Genomic DNA, 18,350 nt, shown 5'->3' with positions numbered 1-18,350 from the left:
CTCACGCCTCCTTCACATCCACCACCAGCGGCGCGTCGTGTCCTGGCGTCACGGTGCAGGCCACCATTTCCGGCGGCGCCACGGTTTTCAGTTTTTTGGATACCAGTGTCTCACCCCCGTTTTCGCAGGTGAGCCGCACACTCTTTTCCGGTTTTTTTACCCGCATAAACAGGGTGGTCTCCTCCCGGCTGCCCGCGCGCACGCGCTGGGGCACAATAAAATTCACATTCTCTCCCGGAACGGTTTCCACCGCCTCGGCCTCAGTGTCCAGAGTGCCGTTCAGGTAGGCGGCCGCTCCCCGCGCAGCGATCTCTCCGGATTCGGACACATAATCCACCAGGTCAAAGACCACCGCCACGTTGCCCGCCGCGAAAATGCCGGGAACACTGGTCATAAAATGGTTGTCCAGCACCGGGCCCCGCGTCCTGGGGTCCATCTCGATGCCGGCCTTAACGGACAGCTCGTTTTCCGGAATCAGGCCGACGGCCAGCACCAGCAGGTCACAGGAAATAAATTCCTCTGTCCCGGGAATCACCTTCCGGTGCTCGTCCACCTTTGCCACGGTCACGCCTTCAAGGCGCTCCTTACCATGGATCCAGGTGACTGTGGTGGCAAGGTGCAGCGGGATGCCATAGTCGTCCAGACACTGGACAATGTTCCGGGTCAGCCCGCCCGGGTCCTGCATGACCTCGTAAACGCCCTTGACCTTAATATGCTCAAGGGTCATGCGCCTGGCCATAATCAGACCAATGTCGCCGGAGCCCAGGATAACCGCTTCTTTGCCTGGCAGGTAGCCCTCCATGTTAATGTAGCGCTGAACCGAACCGGCGGTCATAACCCCGGCCGGCCGGTAGCCGTAAAGCAGCACCTGGCTGGCGGTCCGTTCCCGGCATCCCATGGCCAGGATCACAGCACCGCAGCGGATTTTCATCATGCCGTCCCGGTTGTTACAGGCGTAAATCACCTTGTCCCTTGTGATCTCCAGCACCATGGTATCCAGAAGCACTTCAATATCGCTGGCCTCCACCTCGTCGATAAAGCGCTGGGCGTAATCCGTTCCGGACAGGCGTTTCTTAAACCGGTGCAGGCCAAAGCCATCGTGGATACACTGCTGGAGGATGCCCCCCGGTTCAATATCCCGCTCGATGATCATGACCTTTCCGGCCCCCTGACGCCTGGCCTCCAGTGCTGCCGCCATACCGGCAGGGCCGCCGCCGATCACGGCAATATCTATTTTCATCTCTTTCATAATGCTTCACCCTCTTTCTGCGCGGCGGGACGGCTTGTGTCAATGAGAATATTGGTCCCCTCATTTCTCAGATTGATCTCAGTCCATTCGCGGCCCAGCTCTCTGGCTAATATTTCCAATACCCTTGGCTGGCAGAAGCCGCCCTGGCACCGGCCCATTCCCGCCCGGGTCCTGCGCTTGATGGCGTCAATGGACTGAGGAATGACCGGCGAGTGGATGGCGTCCAGAATCTCGCCCTCGGTGATGGATTCGCAGCGGCAGATAATCCGGCCATAGCGCGGGTCCTGCCCGATCAGGGCGTCCTGTTCCTCACGGCTCAGATGGCGGAAGTTCCGGCGCTTTTTATGAATGGGATTATAGCTTTGGTTTTTCTGCGCCGGGCTTTTGCAGGCGGCCATATCCTCAAGGAGGATATTTTCCACCAGCTCCGCGATGGCCGGAGCTGAGGCCAGCCCCGGTGACTGGATGGCTCCCACATTGATGAAGCCGTGGGTCACGTCGGACATTTCAATGACGAAATCTTCCTTATAATCTGCCGGACGGGTGCCTGCGAAAATCCGGATAATATCGCCGTAGCCCGCGCGCTCGTTCTGATTGATGCCCATGGCGTAGCGCAGGTCCGCTTCGGTGGTGGCATTGTCCTCCTTGTCTGGGGTCTCGGTGGCCGAGGGCCCCAGCAGGATATTCCACTCCGGCGTCCGGCACATGCCGCCGCCCTTGGATTCCGCGTTTTTCTCGCGGTGGATGCGCTCCAGGGTCGTGATCTCTGTGATCACGTCAAACTCGGGCGTCTTGTTTTTGTCCAGAATGGCGATGGTGCCCTTTCTGGGGTGGATGGTATAGGATTTATCCCCGGCCATGGCAGACATCTCGTCCGCGTAGACTCCGGCACAGTTGATCACGTACCGCGCGCGGATAATGCCCCTGGAGCTCACTACCCCTTTAACCTCGCCGTTTTCGGTAAGAATATCGGCCACGGTACAGTTAAAGAGGAACCGCACGCCGTTATCCGCAGCGTTCTCGGCCAGGGCGACCGCCACCTCGTAGGGCTCCACCAGCCCCATGCTCGGCAGCCAGATCGCCTCAAGGGGATTGGTCACACCGGCATCCGCCAGCCTGGGCTCAATTTCGAGGGCACGGGCGCCGTCCACCAGCTCCACGCCGTCCACGCCGTTGAGCACCGCCACATCGTAAGCGGCCTTCAAGGCCGGCCTCAGAGCTTCCTCGGTGATGACCCCCATGGAGCCGCAGCGCTGGAGCTCAAAGCCCAGCTCCTCTGCCCACCTCGTATACATCCGGTTCCCCTTCACGTTCAGCCTGGCCTTCAAGGTGCCCGGCTTGGCCGCGTGTCCGGGATGGATATTGCCGTTGTTGGCCTTTGTCGCGCCTGTGGCCACATCGTCAGACATTTCGGCCACCAGTATACTCAGCTGATACTTGGAAAGCTCCCTGGCAATGCCGCAGCCGCTGATGCCCGCGCCGATGATCAGCACATCTACATCGTCAATAACGCCGATGGCTTCACCCTGCTCACGGCAGGCGGTATAGTCCTTTTTCGGAACCGCCATGCCCTTAACGCTCAGCTCATTTACCACATTCCGGACACCCTCCTGCTTTGCGATCAAATGCCCGATGTCCACCACCTGGTCCCAGGTGTCACACTCGCCTGTGACGGTGACGATTTTACGCGCGTCCACCGACAGGGACACTGGGATACCCGGAAAGGCTTTCTTCACTTCTTGTTCGATTGTCTCCTGCATTTTGTCTTCCTTTCATCTGCGGTGTGTCAGCAATCCCAGTTCAAGGTCCGCTCCACAACCTTTTTCCAGTTCTGATAAGTCTCCTGCAGCTTTTCACTGTTTTCTCCAGGTACGACGACCTGTTCAATTTCCAAATATTTTTCTACGTCCGCTGGCTTCATCCATCCCAGCTGGATGGCTGCGGCTTCAGCTGCCCCCAGAGCGGTGGCTTCCACCGATTTGGGCCTTATAACCCTGGCCCCGGTAACATCCGCCATGGTCTGGAGCACAGAGCGGCTCTTGGTCACGCCGCCGGACACCTTGATCTCGTCAATACCCACGCCCATTTTGGCAGCCTCCTCCATAAACAGCACACCCGCAAAAGCGATGCCCTCCAGCATGGCCCGCACAAAGTGCTGCCTGTCAGCGCCGGGCCCGATGCCCATAAAGGCGCCCTTGGCGGTCTCGTCATTGTAAGGCGCAAAGGCCATGCCAGCCAGGGCGGGAATGAAATAGACACCGCCGCTGTCGTCCACGGACTCGGCCAGATCGTCCATCTCTGAAAAATCATCAAAGAATTTCAACTTGTTTTTTGCCCATTCCAGGCAGGTTCCCGCTGTTGAGGACTGCCCTTCCAGCAGATAGAGCCGCTCGCCGCCCATATTCCAGCTGATCATGCTGCTCAGTCCCGGCACAGTCTTAATCTCGCTGCCCACGTTGATGTCCACAAAGGTTCCGGTACCCATGGTGCACTTGATGGTGTTAGGGCTCAGGCACCCCTGGCTGAACATGGCAGACTGCTGGTCGGCAAAGGCTCCGCAGATGGGGATCTCCACTCCCAGGATATCCGCGCTCATATTGCCAAAGAAGCCGGTTTCCTCGCATACCTCTGGCAGCATCTCCTCACGGAACCCAAAATAGCCGACAAAGGGCAGATTGTAGCAGCAGTGCTCATTGTCATAGATCATGCCCGCACTGGTCATGCTGCCTGTGGTGGCATGAACTGCTCCGTTTGTGAGCTTCCAGATAAGCCAGGTGTCCATGTTGCCAAACAGGGTGGTCTCCTTTTTCAGCTCTTCGGCAAATTCCGGCGAGTCGTCACAGATTTTATCCAGAATCAGCGGCACGTAAAAGCCCGGCAGCGCCTCAGCCAGCCCGGGGAAGCTTCCGCTGAAAACCGGGTCGTCCGTATATTTCTGCTTCTGATGCCGCCCCCGGTTATCAAACCACAGCACCGCGTTGTGCAGCGGCTCCCCTGTCTCTTTGTTCCACATGGTCCAGGAAGCACGCTGGGTCGTAATGCCCACACCGGCAATGTCCTCAGCCGCAACACCGCATTTTTCCACCACTGCCCGGCAGACCTTCACGGTCTTGTCGTAAATCTCATTGGCGTCCACCTCAGCCTCGTCCGGTTCGGGATAGATAAGCTCCAGGGCTTCATAGACAAAATCCAGCATACGCATATCGCGGTCATAAATCAGCGCGCGAACCCCAGTCGTCCCCTCATCAATTACCAAAATATAATTTTTCATATTTCCCCCAAGTTCATTTCGTTCATTTTCTCTCCAAATCTCCATAAATCAACGATATTTAATTGTACATTTTTTTGTATATTTGATGGTACCTCCCTCTTTTACTCCGCAGTTTTTACGCCATACCCCTTATGTCAGTCTGCCGGAGTCAATGTATATTTTTTTGTACTCTTGATGGCTTTAAGTATAGACCCGTTTTTTACGGTTGTCAATCTTTTTTTATTCCGAAATCCGGCCATAAACTGAAAAAGCCTGATTTTACGCGGTTTTTCCGCAAAAAATATTTGATTTTTACGCCATCCGTCCCTTTAAAAATCAGCCCGTATCGTCACGATACGGGCTGATTTGAAGATTCATTGCATCTTGCTGTGATAATCCAAGGTTTATTTTCACTGGTCGTTCCACATATGGGCGAGAATATCCTTTAAAACCAGCATTGCGTCCAGTGCGCTGTAGTGATAGTCGCTCTCTAACTGACCAAGCATTTCTCTCAGCCTTGGAGCGTATTGGCTGATGTCAACCTCTTCTTTGTAGACTGTCAAAATTGGATACTTCTTTCCCCAGAGCTTTGTCCAGTCCATTTTCTTCTGCTTTTCTTCGTTCGCGTGCTCAATCATTTCCTCGATTTCCTTGACATCGACGTCAAAATCAATCAGTTCATCCAGTGACAAATGGTACAATTGCGCCATCTGCTTAGACTGGCGTATGTCGGGCAGGGTCTCATTCGTCTCCCATTTTGAGATCGTCTGCCTGCTTACGCCCAGTTTCTCCGCAACCTCCTCCTGTGATAAACCGGTCCTCTTCCTTGCTTTGTACAAGCTGTTTCCTAAAGTCATCATTGGCCTCCTCTCTTACTCAAGCAATATTTTACCAAAGCTTACTCCTCAAAGTCTACCAGATGCAATTTACACTTCCGCACTTTTTCTTAACGCGCGCCGGGCAGCCTTCAGACATATTTTATACGGATTCACAGCATATCAAAAAACTAAAGTGATGAAGCCTTTTACCTGAGGAAGAAAAAACCGTCCTGCGGGCTCTGGCGCGCTGGCCTCCATCCAAAATCAGCCCGTATCGTCACGATACGGGCTGGTCCGCTCTCTGGCTTTCACTCTCCCTCTGCCAGCAGCGAAAATCTTCCAGGCGTTCCCCCAGCCACTGTTCATTGTCGCTGTAATCCCGCGTCGGGCCGCCCAGTCCGCGCCCCGATGAATCCGCCTTTGCCAGCAGCAGCAAATCCTCCGGGCATAACGACTTCTTAAACAGCCGCCTTGTCGCTTTTTCCGATGAGCATTGCAGGTACAGGCCGTTTGGGCGCATGTGGTACTCCACATGGTTGAGCACCAGCCGGCTCGTCTCCCGGTCCAGGCCAAAACGATCCATGAAGCTCCGGGCCAGGGGCAGCCCTCTTTTCTCATGGCCGTAGGACACGATCTTCCCGTCCTTCTCCACTGTACAGACCGCCTTTCCGTAATCGTGGCAGAGGGCTGCCAGCATAAAGGCAAAAGGGCTGCGTGCCTGGGTCCGAAGCCTGGCTGCCTGGTTCATCACCAGAATTGTATGGGTAAAGGCATCTCCCTCGGGGTGGTATTTCGGGTTCTGTGCAACACCCCTCAGGGCCAGCAGTTCCCGGAAATCTTCGCCGTCAAACTCAATTTCTCTGAAGTCCCCGGTGGACAGCAGCAATGTTTTCAGCTTCTCAAGCATGGGGTTCACTTCCTTTCGTGAATGATCTCTGACAAACCGTATTTTAATCCGTTATACCCGAAAATATTAAAAATCCTTAACTTTTTTCAGCCTCTGCCGCCTCTCCCCTGCGCAGGAACCGCAGTGTCGGCAGGACAAGCGGAATGGCGATGGCAAAGGTCAGGACATCGGCGATGGGCTGGCAGAACTGAACCCCCAGCAACCCCAGCGCCATTGGCAGAAGCAGAATCAGCGGCAGGAAAAACAACCCCTGGCGGGCCACTGAGAGGATGCTGGCCTGTGTGACCTTTCCGATATTCTGGAGCAGCATGTTGCACAGCGTCACCCAACCCAGAAGTGGAAAGGTAATGCACTGCAGGCGCAGAGCCTTTGCACCGATGGCGATGACCTGTGCGTCGTCCGCCCTGAAGAGTGAAATAAGCCCTGGGGCAAAAATCTCGCCAAGGCTGGAAAGCACCACCAGCACCACCGAGGCCACCACCACACAGAACCAAAAACCCCGGCGCACACGGTCATAGCGCCTTGCCCCATAGTTGAAGCCGCATACAGGCTGAAAGCCCTGGCCGAAGCCCAATACCGCTGAGGCGGCAAACTGGGTCAGCCGCGTGACGATGGACATGGCCGCAATGGCCGCGTCGCCAAAGGGGCCGGCTGCAGTGTTCAGGCAGATGGTCGCCACACTGGCGAGCCCCTGCCGGCAGAGGCTTGGCAGGCCGCCGTTGACGATGGCGCGGTACCGGGCAAGGCTTGGTGAAAAATGCCGGAAACGGATGGGCAGATTGCCCGCTACACGGTTACACCCCAAGAGCAGGAGGAAAAAGCTCACGAGCTGGCTGAGAATCGTCGCCAGGGCAGCGCCGCTGATACCAAGTCCGAAACCAAAGATAAACAGCGGGTCCAGCGCAATGTTCAAAAGACCGCCGCTGACCAGGCCGATCATGGCGTAAAAGGCGTTTCCCTGCAGCCTGAGCTGATTGTTGAGCACCAGCGCCGCCGTCATATAAGGCGCTCCGATTAAAATCAGGCGCATGTAGTCCTGAGCGTAGGGCATGATGGTTTCTGTGGCTCCCAGCAGCCTGCAGAAGGGCTCCGAAAAACAAAAGCCCAGAACCATGACCGCCGCCCCGGTCAAAAGCGCGCTGAAAAACCCGGTTGCCGCCATGCGTGAGGCCTCCTCCACCTCCCGGGCGCCAAGTTTTCTGGAAATATAATTGCCAGAACCCTGTCCAAAGAAAAAACCAATGGCCTGGATAATGGCCATCAGTGAAAACACGATGCCCACTGCCGCTGTGGCGCTGGTGCCAATGCGCCCTACAAAAAAGGTATCGGCCATATTGTAAATCGACGTGATCAGCATGCTGATAATGGTGGGAACCGCCATCCGGCAGATCAGCGGCTCCACAGGCGTCTCCGTCATTTTTTTAAATTTCCGCTGCTGTGCGTTATCCTCTTCCATATTTTTCATCTCCTGTTTTTATCTGCTCTTATTATACCATTTTCCAGAAGGATTTGTCCTGATAAAAAGCCTGCCGCTTTTGCAAACGACAGGCTTAAATGTTTTATTTTATCTTTTGAATCAGTGTTTTTACATATTCTTCCGGCGCTTCGCTCCTCATAATACTGGACATCACACAGGCTCCGGCAGCGCCTGCCTCCTGCACACTTCGGATATTTTCCGCCGAAATGCCGCCGATGGCATAAACTGGAATGGGCATCTCACCGCAGATTTCGGATAAAAAGCCAAGGCCTCTTGGCGTCCGCCCTTTTTTACAGTCCGTGGCAAACACATGTCCAGCACTCAGGTAATCCGCGCCCAGGCGCAGCGCGCTCCTGGCCTGCTCCAGAGAGTGGACGGACACGCCGATGGTTTTAAAATCCCGCCGGAGGCCAGGCTGTGCCTCCAGAACCGGCAGGGGGAGATGAATTTTCGGGTGGTTCAGCTCCTTAGCCACTGCCGCGAAGCAGTGGAGCAGGAGCTCAGCGCCAGCGTCCCCACATTCCCTCAGAAAATCCCGGGACAGGACTTTGTAATCCGCTGGCGGTAAGTCCTTCTCCCGCAGGATAACCTTGCTCACGCCCGAGGCCGCGATCCGCGCCGCCTGAGCGGCAAACTCACGGCTGGCCGGGCAGCAGCCCCGGCTGGTCACAGCGATGATCTCAAACATAGATATACTCGCTCATGACCGGCTGAAGGTTCTCAGACAGGATCATGCTGTAAATCTCGTCCACCGTACGGGCGTCGTCGATCTCGAACTGCTCATCTCCCTGGGCATCGCCAGAATGGCCGCCGATGCCCACATCCACCCCGGCCGATATTTTGGTCGCAGCAATTTTGATAATGTTATCCCGGAACCGCGCGCATTCCCGGCTGGAAATGGTGATGCTGGCAAAGGGCATGAACAAACGGTAAGCGGTAATGATCTGCAGAAGCTGGGGCTCATGCACATCCTTTGGGTTGATCTTATCATTGTTGATGATGGGACGCAGCCGCGGGCAGGAAAAGGCAATCTCCGCATGGGGATATTTGCGCTGAAGCAGGTAGGCGTGCATACCAGTGGCAAAAGCGTCTCTGCGGAAGTCGTCAAGGCCCAGAAGCGCAGCGAAGCCCACGCCGCGGATACCGCCGCGGATGGCCCGCTCCTGAGTGTTGAACCGGTATGGGAAAATTCGCTTGTGGCCTGCCAGGTGCAGGGTCTCGTATTTATCGGGGTTATAGGTTTCCTGAAAGACGGTGACAAAATCCGCCCCGCAGTCGTGCAGATAGGTGTAATCCGCGGTATTCATCGGATAGACCTCCAGGCCCACCACCTTAAAATACTTCCGGGCGATTTTGCAGGCCTCACCAATGTACTCCACATTGGACATCTTCGGGCTCTCACCGGTCAGCAGCAGGATTTCCTCCAGGCCGGTGGCTGCAATGGTCTGCATTTCCCGCTCAATTTCCTTGGCGTTCAGCCGCGCGCGGTGGATTTTATTGCGGCAGTTAAAGCCGCAGTAAATGCAGTAATTCTCGCAATAGTTCGCAATATACAGCGGTGTAAACAGGTTGATGGAATTGCCGAAATGCCTGCGGGTCTCAAGCTGCGCGCGCTTTGCCATCTCCTCCAAATAAGGCATGGCCGCCGGTGACAGCAGGGCCGCAAAATCCTCGGGCTTCAGCGCAGCCTTATCCAGTGCCCTGCGTACGTCTGCCCCGGTAAAGGCTTCATAATCAAAGGCTTCCGCCGCGGACAGCACCTGATCCATGAGCTCAGACCCAATGTCCTCCATGCCGGGGAGGTAGGTCATATGGTCGATTCGTTCTTTCATCTCGCCCTCCTATTCCTGCAAAAACCCGGTCAGGGGTGATGAGGCCGCGCTGCCGGTTTCCAATACCCGCCCCATGCCAGAGATGTAAGCAGCCCGGCCAGCTTCGATGGCCTTTTTAAAGGCCTCTGCCATAACCGGAATATCGCCCGCAGTGGCGATGGCTGTGTTGGCCATGACCGCGGCCGCGCCCATTTCCATGGCTTCACAGGCTTGTGAGGGCTTGCCGATACCCGCATCCACAATGACAGGCAGGTCAATTTCATCGATAAGAATCTGAATGAAGTCACGGGTACAGATGCCCTTATTGGAGCCGATGGGCGCTCCCAGCGGCATGACAGCCGCGGCTCCGGCGCTTTGCATGTCCCGGGCGGCGTTGAGGTCCGGGTACATATAGGGCATGACCACAAAACCTTCCCTGGCCAGAATCTCGGTGGCCCGGGCGGTCTCGTAGTTGTCGGGCAGCAAATACCGGGTGTCATGAATGACTTCAATCTTCACAAAATCACCGCAGCCCATCTCTCGTGCCAGCCGGGCGATCCGCACTGCCTCCTCGGCGTTTCTGGCTCCAGAGGTGTTGGGCAGCAGGGTCACGCCCTCTGGAATATAGTCGAGGATATTATCCGTTCCCCCAGTATTGGCACGGCGCAGCGCCAGGGTGATGATCTCCGCTCCGGCTTTTTCCACCGCGGCGCTTACAAGCTCCAGCGAGTATTTTCCTGAGCCCAGAATAAAACGGGATGTAAAGGCGTGTCCGCCGATGATCAGTTGATCTTTATTTTCCATGTTGGTTGTCTCCTTTATACTGTTTTACAGCCTAAAATTAATCTCAATATTGTATTGGCCTGATGCCCGGCGCAGATGGCGACCCTCGGAGCCATGAGGCCGCAGCCTGCCTGGGCTGCAGTTTCCCCATCGCCGCAGAGGTAAAAATTTTCCATGATGCGGCGGGTTTTAATGCGGTTGCCGCTTCCATAGCCCGCCATGCCCGACGCGGCCACAAGGGTCTTTTCAGGGCACTGCGTAAGCAGGGTATTCACAAACATTGCCTTGGTCTCGGGATTGTCAAAGGCCTCGCAGACAATGGGGTCCTTTTTAAAAAGCGCCGGGGCGTTTTCCTCGGTTACCCGCAGCGTCTCGGCCTCCACCCGCACAAAGGGGTTGACCTCAGCGATTTCCTGTTTCAGAGCCTCGGCTTTGGCCAGTCCCAGATGGCTGATCCGGTACTGCTGCCGGTTCAGATTACTGGGCTCCACCACGTCAAAATCTACCAGATGCAGGGTACCCACACCAGTGCGCGCCAGGCTCAGGGCAATGCTCGAGCCGAGCCCGCCAAGGCCGGCCACGGCCACCCGGGCCTTCTTAACCTTTTCATACACGCCGGGTGTATGGCGGGCACAGAGCAGCTCCTCCAGGCACTCCTCTGGCGGCAGCTCTCCCTTTGTGGTGACCGCTGCTATAGCCCCGCTGTGCAAGGGCAGGTCTTCATCACTCTGGTATCCGTCCAGAATCACCACACGTTCTTCACGCTCAAGCCCCAGCTCTCTGCAGAGACCATGCAGGCTCTCCGCCTGTGTCTCATAGTCTTTTCCATTCAGTCTTATCCGCATCTCAGCCACCGCCCACAAAGCAGACGATCTCCATCCGGTCTCCGTCTCTGAGCTCTCTGGTATCGTAACCAGCCTTTGGCACGATTTCACCGTTCAGCTCCACGGTCACCCGGCTGCGCTCGTAGCCCGCCTGATCTAAAAAAGCGGATAAACGGAGGCTGTCTTCGCAGGGACAGTCTTTGCCATTCACTGTGATCATCTTTTTTCCTCCTTAAATTAAAAAAGCAAAAAAAGCTTCACGAAGTTCTACACCCGCGGTGGTGTACCCCTTCGTGAAGCTTTTTTTGCTCACTCTGTTTAATAAGATAGCACAGTTTTTTTTAAGTGTCAAGTTTTATACAAGCCGGGACGTAACGTTTTGTTACTTCCGGGAAGCGCCAACCCGTATCGCCGCGATACGGGTTGGCTTCTGGCATGTGACATCAGCCTGCCTTCTGTCTCCGCTGCCGCCAGGCACCTGCTGTCACCACAGTGGTCAAAACCAACAGGCCCACAGCCGCGCTGCCAGCCTGCCGGGCACTGGCCGTCATCCCGGTATGTGGGTTGGCCGCCGCTGGTTCATTCTGGGCTTCGGGCTTTACAGGCTCCGGCTCTGGCTGCGGCTGTGGCTGCGGCGTCTCGTTGATGGTCAGCTTCTCCTTCACTGCTGCGGTCACAGCGACATCGCCGCTGTAATTATTGATAAACGCATCGTCCGCGTCCCCGATTCGGATGCCGTGGGGGCCGTCTGGAAGAAGGTCAAAGCTCAGCACGCTGTTTTCGTCCAGAACGCCGGTCTGAACAGCGCCGCCGTCGACCTGATACTCGACGGTCTTCCCGGCCAGGCTGCCCATTTCATCGGGGCCTGACACTTTAATCGAAGCCGCGTAGGGCTTGGGCACGTAGGCGCCTGCCGTCTGGATTCTTCCCTGGGAGGCGGGCGCCAGAAAGCTGCCGCCGCCCGCTGCAGTCAGCCTGGTCAGGTGGTCGCGGAAGACTTCCTCCAGGCTCCCGCCCTCACCCACGCTGGGCAACCCCACCAGCATGTCATAGCCGTCGCCGCCAGCGATCTCGTAATCATTGGAGCAGAGAACAATCTTCGTGGCAGTGTCATCCCGTTTCAGCGGCTCGCTGCTGCCGTCCAGGTAGATGGCGGTCACCCGGCTGCCCTCCTCGCCTGTCTTGACATCCCTTGCGGGATTTCTGGGGTCATAGGTGAAGGACATACCGCTGATCTGCGGGAAACAGCCGCCCTGCCCGGTAATCAGCCCGGTTTCCGGGTCCTGGGAGACTACCTTGCTCACCCCGTTTTCCAGAGCTTCGTACAGAATGGCCGGGGTGACCTCCTTAAAGGCCAGGGTATTGCCAAAAGGCAGCACGTTGATGCTATCGCCCACTGTTATGTCGCCCCGCCTGATGGTGGCACGCACGCCGCCGCCGTTTTCCAGAGCCACAATGGGCAGATTTTTGTAGGGGCTGTCCTTGTAGGCGTCGCTTGCCAGCAGTTCCTTTGCCCCCTCAGTCATGGCATCTGCAATGAGGTTGCCCAGATTGATCTCACCGACCCGGGCAATATTGCTGCTGCCGACCCAGCCGCCCCACAGGGCTGTCCGGGTATTGCCGATGACAGGCTTCAGCTTGCCCGCGTTGGCGGCCATCAGCTGGTCTGCCAGAGCGGTCACTGCCGGGTCTGGGCTGCAGGTCTTGAAAGCGGCCTCTGCGTCGATGAGCTTACCGGCCACGGTATTGGTGCCCTTGTCCATTGTCACGCTGATCTTCCCGATATTTTTGGAACTGCTGCCGGTCTGCTCAATCAAAATACCGCTTTGAGGCTCTGCTTTTGAATAGACAGTGTGGCTGTGGCCGTCGATGATCATATCCAGTCCGCTGTCCGGGCCGAGGGCTTCGGCCAGGCCGACGCTGCTGTTCTCTTTGCTGGTGGACGGGTCCACACCCAGATGGGCCAGGCAGATAATGACCTCTGCGCCCTGGGCTTTCAGAGCTTTAATCATCTCCCGGGCCACGGGCTCTACGGGATTAAAGGCAATGCCCTCAATGCCTTTTGGGTTAGTCTTGGTGGCGGTTTCGGGCGTGGTGACGCCAAAAATCCCGATCTTAACGCCGTTCTTTTGGGCGATGGTATACTGGCCGTTGTTGGTCTGGGTGCCGCCCGCGTAGGGGACACCCTCCAGGATGGGCCGGCCAGTATCCTTATAAACCGTATTGGCAGACAACACAGGAAAATCCGCGTTTCTCACATTTTCAAGCAAAACGTCCTGCCCGTAGTCAAACTCATGGTTTCCAAGGACCATGACGTCGTATTTTGCCGCGTTCATCAGAGTAATGACATCCGCGCCCTGGCTCAGCGCAGCCAAAGTACCGCCCTGGGTCGCGTCACCGGCGTCCACCAGCAGTGTGTTGTCGGTTTTCTCGGCAGCTGCTCGTATACCGGCAGTCTCATCCGCTCCGATGGTGCTGGTACCGCTGCTGACCAGCGCACCGTGCATATCATTGGTGTGAAGGACCGTCAGGGTCTTCGGGGCGTTTTCCTTTGACGGAATAGCCGCTTTTGTATCCGCCGCGGCAGGCGCTGTGTTTTCTTCCAGAGCTTCTGTCCCTTCCTGAGCCGCTTCAGTACCTTCTGCCACCTGGGCAAGGGCCGGTGTTAGCGGCATTGCGGCGATAACAAGCAGCAGGGCCAGCAGCAGGGCTGTGACACTCTGGCTCAGACGATATTTTTTCCGCTCAAACATTTTTCCTCTCCTCTCTGCTTTTACAGATGTTTACTTTTATTATACTCAGCTGCCTCCCTGTTTTCAAGGAAATGCTGTACTTCGGCCAGATTCTTAAAAACGCCGTCGGCCCCCGCGTCAATATGGCGGTCCGGCTCCCGCAGATCCTCCACAAAAAACACCGGGATACCGCCGGACCGGGCCGCCTCAAACCCGGAATAGGCGTCCTCCAGCACCAGGGACGCCTCCGGAGCCACCCCCAGAGCAGCGCAGGTCTTTAAAAAGATTTCCGGGTTCGGCTTGCTCTTTTCAACCTCCTCGCCGGAGGTGATGTGATCAAAATGGTGGGGAAGCCCGGTGATCTTGAGATAGTGACTGATCATCTCCCGGTCGCTGGAGGACGCGATGGCGGTTTTAATTCCCCGCCCATCCAAATATTTTAACAGGCTGACCAGCCCCGGCTTAATGATCCCGGCGCCCTGCTCGTTGACAAGCTGCCGCTTGATCTCATGGGAACGGTGGTGCCACCGCTCAATGGGCGCGTCGGCGCCAAAATACTGGACAAAAAGCGCGCGTACGCCTTTTTTACCCAGCCCCAGCTTCTTTCTTGTTATGTCCATGGTATAGCAAAAGCCATTTTCTTCCCCTGTCCGGGTCCATGCCTCGTGGCTCAGCCGCTCCGTGTCAAACATGAGACCATCCATATCAAAAATAACCAGCTCTGGTTCCTTATTTATCATGCTCACTCTCTTTTCTAATGTAGTATGGCCTTATTCTATCACAAACAAACGGCACTTCAAAGCAAAAAACAAAGGGTATCGCCCCGATACCCTTTAAAAACAAAAAAGATACAACCTGCCGAACGTTACAGCCCGGCAGGATTGTATCTATTTTATTTAAATTAATGGGGGATCTGTGTTAGTGACGCAGTCAGACCTTTGCTTTCTGCGAATAGGTCGTATGGAGCAGCTCGTGCGCCTTGTGTCCGCCCGGTTCACCAAGGAACTCTTCATAAATCCGGATGACAGATGGGTTCTGGTGCGATTTCCGGTATTTCTTACTGGCGTCCTCACTGTAAAGGGCTTTTGCTCTCTCGGCACGGATGTCCACTTCCATTTTCCGTTTTGCGGAGATAATGGGCTGTCCGCCGCCGTTGACACAGCCGCCCGGGCAGGCCATGAGCTCGATGAAATGATAGTCCTTGTATTCACCGTTCTTAATGCCTTCCATCACCTTGCGGATGTTGGAGCCACCGCTGGCAACCGCTACCTTCACGGTCAGATCAGGGGTTACTTCCACTTCTGCGGTCTTAAGACCATCGACGCCGCGGACGGCCTCATAGTCAATTTTTTGAATATCCTTGTCGTTTAAGACGTCAGCCACTGTACGGACTGCGGCTTCCATAACGCCGCCGGTAGCGCCGAAGATAACAGCAGCGCCGGAGTAATCGCCGTAATACGGGTCAAATTCTTCGTCAGGCAGTGCCGGGAAATCCAGACGGGCTTCCTTGATCATTCTGGCCAGCTCGCGGGTGGTGATGGAGATATCCACATCCTGATTGCCGTCCACACTCAGCTCGTCACGTTGCACCTCGTATTTTTTCGCGGTACATGGCATGACGGAGACAACGACCAGATCCTTAGGATCAATGCCGTTCATTTCGGCATAGTGGCTCTTCAAGAGCGCACCTGTCATATTCTGAGGTGATTTACAGCTGGAAAGATGCGGGATCATTTCCGGATAGTAGGTCTCAATCATCTTAATCCATCCTGGTGAGCAGGAGGTGATCATTGGCAGAACGCCGCCGTTTTTCACGCGGTTGATGAGCTCGGTGCCTTCTTCCATAATGGTGACGTCAGCGCCGAAATCGGTGTCGAAAACGCCGTCAAAATTTAATCTTCTCAAGGCAGCTGCCAGTTTCCCGGTAACATTGGTGCCCATTGGCAGGTTAAATTCTTCGCCGAGGGCGGCTCTTACCGCCGGTGCAGACTGAACCACAACGGTTTTGGTCGGATCGCCCAGAGCGTCCCACACACGGTTGATGTCGCTTTTTTCTTTCAGAGCGCCAACCGGGCAGTTGACAATACACTGTCCGCAGTTGATGCAGCCGACTTCCGCAATGGATTTATTGAATACCGGCTGTACCTGGGAAGTGAAACCGCGGCCCACAGCGCCCAGAACGCCGATTTTCTGTACTTTATTACAGATGGCCAGACAGCGCTTGCACAGCACACATTTGGACTCGTCACGCACGATGGACGGTGACAGGTCGTCGATGTGATGGCCGGATTTTTCACCTTCAAAGGGAATGTCACTGATGCCCAGATCCTTTGCCAGGCTCTGTAATTCACAATTTTCACTGCGGATACAGGTGGTACATTCACGGTGGTGGTTGGATAAAATCAGTTCCAGGTTCACACGTCTTGCCTTTCTGGCTCTCGGTGTGTTGGTAAACACCTCAATACCAGGCGCTACCGGATAAACACAGGCGGCCTGAAGCGCTTTCGCGCCGGCTACCTCCACCATGCACATACGGCAGGCGCCGATTTCATTAACGTCCTTTAAATTACATAATGTCGGAATGTCAATGTTGTGTCTTCTGGCTGCCTCTAAAACCGTAATCCCTTCAGGAACGGTGATTTCCATATTATTTATTTTAAATGTTACATCGCTCATAGTCATTTATCCTCCGATCAGGCTTTTGCAATGGCGTTAAACGGGCAGGCTTCAATACAAGCGCCGCATTTCACGCACTTGGCCGCGTCGATAACATGCGGTTTTTTCTTTTCGCCAGTAATCGCGTCGCCCGGACACTTCTTGGCGCAGATACCGCAGCCTTTACATTTTTCTTCATCGATGACATAGTTCAGCAGGTTACGGCAGACGCCGGCCGGACATCTCTTTTCGTAGATGTGGGCTTCATATTCATCTCTGAAATATTTGATGGTGGATAATACCGGGTTCGGAGCTGTCTGGCCCAGGCCGCAGAGCGCGGAAGCCTTGATGCCTTCAGCAAGCTCTTCAAGACGTTCGATATCGCCTTCTTCACCCTGACCGTCGCAGATACGTTCGAGGATTTCAAGCATACGCTTGGTACCGATACGGCACGGCGGGCATTTGCCACAGGATTCGTCCTGGGTAAAATCGAGGAAGAAACGGGCAACGTCAACCATACAGTTGTCTTCATCCATAACAATGAGACCACCGGAGCCCATCATGGCGCCGATGCTGATGAGGTTGTCATAGTCGATGGGAATATCCAGCTCGGAGCTTGGGATACATCCGCCGGAGGGGCCGCCTGTCTGGGCTGCCTTAAAGGCCTTGCCGTTCGGGATACCGCCGCCGATTTCATAGATAACTTCTCTGAGGGTTGTCCCCATGGGGATTTCAAGAAGACCGGTGTTGTTGATCTTACCGCCAAGGGCAAATACCTTGGTTCCCTTGGATTTTTCGGTACCAACGGAAGCAAAGGATTCCGCGCCTTCTAAAATAATCGTCGGAATATTCGCATAGGTTTCAACGTTGTTCAGAACGGTTGGGCGTTCAAAAAGACCCTTGTTTGCCGGGAACGGCGGTCTTGGTCTGGGTTCGCCACGTTTACCTTCAACAGAGTTCATGAGCGCGGTTTCTTCGCCGCAGACAAAAGCGCCGGCGCCCAGGCGAATTTCCAGGTCAAAACTGAAGTCTGTGTCAAAAACATTGTCCCCTAACAGGCCATAGTCTTTTGCCTGGTCGATGGCAATCTGGAGACGCTTGACCGCGATGGGGTATTCAGCACGGACATAGACATAGCCTTTCTGTGCGCCGATGGCGTAAGCGGCAATGGCCATGGCTTCAATAAGACGGTGCGGGTCGCCTTCCAGAACGGAACGGTCCATAAATGCACCCGGGTCCCCTTCATCGGCGTTACAGGCGACGAATTTAACGCCGTCCGGCGAATCGGCGTTGTAAGCAAACTGCCATTTTAAACCGGTTGGGAAACCGCCGCCCCCACGGCCGCGGAGTCCGGAAGCCTTAACTTCGTCGATAACTTCCTGAGGGGTCATTTTGAACAGTACCTTTTCAAGGGCCATGTAGCCGTCAAAAGCAATGTATTCTTCAATATCTTCAGGGTCGATAACGCCGCAGTTGGCAAGCGCGATACGTTTCTGTTTTTTATAAAAACCGAGTTCGTTGATTGAAAGCGGATGTTCGCCCTCTTTCTTTTCGGAGTAGATCAGTCTTTCCAGCGGGCGGCCTTTTACCAGGTGTTCTTCAACCAGTTCCGGAATATCACTTGGTTCGACACGGCTGTAGAAAGTGCCTTCAGGATATACGATTACGACTGGACCAAGTTCGCACAGGCCAAAACAACCTGTAATGACAAGTTCAACTTCGTCCATTAATTCATGTTTGATCAGTTCTTTTTTGAATTCTTTTACCAGTGTCTGGGAGCCGGAAGATGTACAGCCAGTCCCACCACAAAGCAGAATCTGCGAGCGTTTAAAAGCCATTTACCT

General features: G+C 55.2%; 15 protein-coding genes. All 15 read right to left on the bottom strand.

Translation table 11 applies throughout. The features are described 5' to 3' along the window. Position 1: 1 nt before the first annotated feature. Positions 2 to 1,249, bottom strand: coding sequence for an NAD(P)/FAD-dependent oxidoreductase (locus tag BUC22_RS13485; RefSeq protein ID WP_013379195.1), 1,248 nt, complete (start codon positions 1,247 to 1,249; stop codon positions 2 to 4). Beyond that, positions 1,246 to 3,009 (bottom strand): FAD-dependent oxidoreductase, encoded by a 1,764-nt coding sequence (locus BUC22_RS13480; RefSeq protein ID WP_013379194.1) that lies wholly within the window; start codon positions 3,007 to 3,009, stop codon positions 1,246 to 1,248. Before BUC22_RS13480 ends, BUC22_RS13485 begins: the two co-directional genes overlap by 4 nt. 26 nt (positions 3,010 to 3,035) lie before the next feature. Then, positions 3,036 to 4,520 (bottom strand): FGGY family carbohydrate kinase, encoded by a 1,485-nt coding sequence (locus BUC22_RS13475; protein ID WP_041689820.1) that lies wholly within the window; start codon positions 4,518 to 4,520, stop codon positions 3,036 to 3,038. Between the two features lie 389 nt (positions 4,521 to 4,909). Continuing rightward, positions 4,910 to 5,359 (bottom strand): helix-turn-helix transcriptional regulator, encoded by a 450-nt coding sequence (locus BUC22_RS13470; protein WP_337926969.1) that lies wholly within the window; start codon positions 5,357 to 5,359, stop codon positions 4,910 to 4,912. 235 nt (positions 5,360 to 5,594) lie between these two features. Continuing rightward, on the bottom strand, positions 5,595 to 6,224 hold the full coding sequence (locus BUC22_RS13465) for an HD domain-containing protein (RefSeq protein WP_013379191.1): 630 nt from the start codon (positions 6,222 to 6,224) through the stop codon (positions 5,595 to 5,597). A gap of 76 nt (positions 6,225 to 6,300) precedes the next feature. Beyond that, complete coding sequence (locus BUC22_RS13460) at positions 6,301 to 7,680, bottom strand: MATE family efflux transporter (RefSeq protein WP_070081128.1); 1,380 nt, start codon at positions 7,678 to 7,680, stop codon at positions 6,301 to 6,303. 103 nt (positions 7,681 to 7,783) lie between these two features. Continuing rightward, positions 7,784 to 8,389 (bottom strand): thiamine phosphate synthase, encoded by a 606-nt coding sequence (locus BUC22_RS13455; protein ID WP_013379190.1) that lies wholly within the window; start codon positions 8,387 to 8,389, stop codon positions 7,784 to 7,786. Beyond that, on the bottom strand, positions 8,382 to 9,533 hold the full coding sequence (gene thiH / locus BUC22_RS13450; RefSeq protein ID WP_013379189.1) for a 2-iminoacetate synthase ThiH: 1,152 nt from the start codon (positions 9,531 to 9,533) through the stop codon (positions 8,382 to 8,384). The genes BUC22_RS13455 and thiH overlap by 8 nt, the downstream gene beginning before the upstream one ends. 9 nt (positions 9,534 to 9,542) lie before the next feature. Beyond that, on the bottom strand, positions 9,543 to 10,316 hold the full coding sequence (locus tag BUC22_RS13445; protein ID WP_013379188.1) for a thiazole synthase: 774 nt from the start codon (positions 10,314 to 10,316) through the stop codon (positions 9,543 to 9,545). A gap of 14 nt (positions 10,317 to 10,330) precedes the next feature. After that, positions 10,331 to 11,140 carry a sulfur carrier protein ThiS adenylyltransferase ThiF gene (thiF, locus tag BUC22_RS13440; RefSeq protein WP_038352185.1) on the bottom strand — a complete coding sequence of 270 codons (810 nt, stop codon included), beginning with the start codon at positions 11,138 to 11,140 and terminating at the stop codon, positions 10,331 to 10,333. A gap of 1 nt (position 11,141) precedes the next feature. Then, entirely contained in the window at positions 11,142 to 11,339 is a 198-nt protein-coding gene (thiS, locus tag BUC22_RS13435) for a sulfur carrier protein ThiS (protein WP_013379186.1), read from the bottom strand. A gap of 223 nt (positions 11,340 to 11,562) precedes the next feature. Further along, positions 11,563 to 13,872: a bifunctional metallophosphatase/5'-nucleotidase gene (locus tag BUC22_RS13430; protein WP_013379185.1), complete on the bottom strand. Its 2,310-nt coding sequence runs from the start codon at positions 13,870 to 13,872 to the stop codon at positions 11,563 to 11,565. Between the two features lie 20 nt (positions 13,873 to 13,892). Continuing rightward, entirely contained in the window at positions 13,893 to 14,591 is a 699-nt protein-coding gene (locus tag BUC22_RS13425; RefSeq protein WP_013379184.1) for an HAD family hydrolase, read from the bottom strand. A gap of 190 nt (positions 14,592 to 14,781) precedes the next feature. Next, positions 14,782 to 16,527 carry an NADH-dependent [FeFe] hydrogenase, group A6 gene (locus tag BUC22_RS13420; protein ID WP_254456537.1) on the bottom strand — a complete coding sequence of 582 codons (1,746 nt, stop codon included), beginning with the start codon at positions 16,525 to 16,527 and terminating at the stop codon, positions 14,782 to 14,784. 17 nt (positions 16,528 to 16,544) lie between these two features. Continuing rightward, complete coding sequence (locus BUC22_RS13415; RefSeq protein WP_013379182.1) at positions 16,545 to 18,344, bottom strand: NADH-ubiquinone oxidoreductase-F iron-sulfur binding region domain-containing protein; 1,800 nt, start codon at positions 18,342 to 18,344, stop codon at positions 16,545 to 16,547. Between the last annotated feature and the right edge of the window lie 6 nt (positions 18,345 to 18,350).

Source organism: Eubacterium callanderi, assembly GCF_900142645.1.
Taxonomy (GTDB): Bacteria; Bacillota; Clostridia; order Eubacteriales; family Eubacteriaceae; genus Eubacterium; species Eubacterium callanderi.
Note: the sequence above shows the minus strand (reverse complement) of the source record. Positions and strands in the feature narration are given on the sequence as shown.

Bases quoted from the DNA above. Each gene is read 5' to 3' on its own strand.
- thiS (WP_013379186.1), bottom strand. From the start codon at position 11,339: ATGATCACAGTGAATGGCAAAGACTGTCCCTGCGAAGACAGCCTCCGT.
- BUC22_RS13460 (WP_070081128.1), bottom strand. From the start codon at position 7,680: ATGGAAGAGGATAACGCACAGCAGCGGAAATTTAAAAAAATGACGGAG.
- thiH (WP_013379189.1), bottom strand. From the start codon at position 9,533: ATGAAAGAACGAATCGACCATATGACCTACCTCCCCGGCATGGAGGAC.
- BUC22_RS13415 (WP_013379182.1), bottom strand. From the start codon at position 18,344: ATGGCTTTTAAACGCTCGCAGATTCTGCTTTGTGGTGGGACTGGCTGT.
- BUC22_RS13480 (WP_013379194.1), bottom strand. From the start codon at position 3,009: ATGCAGGAGACAATCGAACAAGAAGTGAAGAAAGCCTTTCCGGGTATC.
- BUC22_RS13445 (WP_013379188.1), bottom strand. From the start codon at position 10,316: ATGGAAAATAAAGATCAACTGATCATCGGCGGACACGCCTTTACATCC.
- BUC22_RS13475 (WP_041689820.1), bottom strand. From the start codon at position 4,520: ATGAAAAATTATATTTTGGTAATTGATGAGGGGACGACTGGGGTTCGC.
- BUC22_RS13430 (WP_013379185.1), bottom strand. From the start codon at position 13,872: ATGTTTGAGCGGAAAAAATATCGTCTGAGCCAGAGTGTCACAGCCCTG.
- thiF (WP_038352185.1), bottom strand. From the start codon at position 11,140: ATGCGGATAAGACTGAATGGAAAAGACTATGAGACACAGGCGGAGAGC.
- BUC22_RS13465 (WP_013379191.1), bottom strand. From the start codon at position 6,224: ATGCTTGAGAAGCTGAAAACATTGCTGCTGTCCACCGGGGACTTCAGA.
- BUC22_RS13470 (WP_337926969.1), bottom strand. From the start codon at position 5,359: ATGATGACTTTAGGAAACAGCTTGTACAAAGCAAGGAAGAGGACCGGT.
- BUC22_RS13485 (WP_013379195.1), bottom strand. From the start codon at position 1,249: ATGAAAGAGATGAAAATAGATATTGCCGTGATCGGCGGCGGCCCTGCC.
- BUC22_RS13455 (WP_013379190.1), bottom strand. From the start codon at position 8,389: ATGTTTGAGATCATCGCTGTGACCAGCCGGGGCTGCTGCCCGGCCAGC.
- BUC22_RS13425 (WP_013379184.1), bottom strand. From the start codon at position 14,591: ATGATAAATAAGGAACCAGAGCTGGTTATTTTTGATATGGATGGTCTC.
- BUC22_RS13420 (WP_254456537.1), bottom strand. From the start codon at position 16,527: ATGAGCGATGTAACATTTAAAATAAATAATATGGAAATCACCGTTCCT.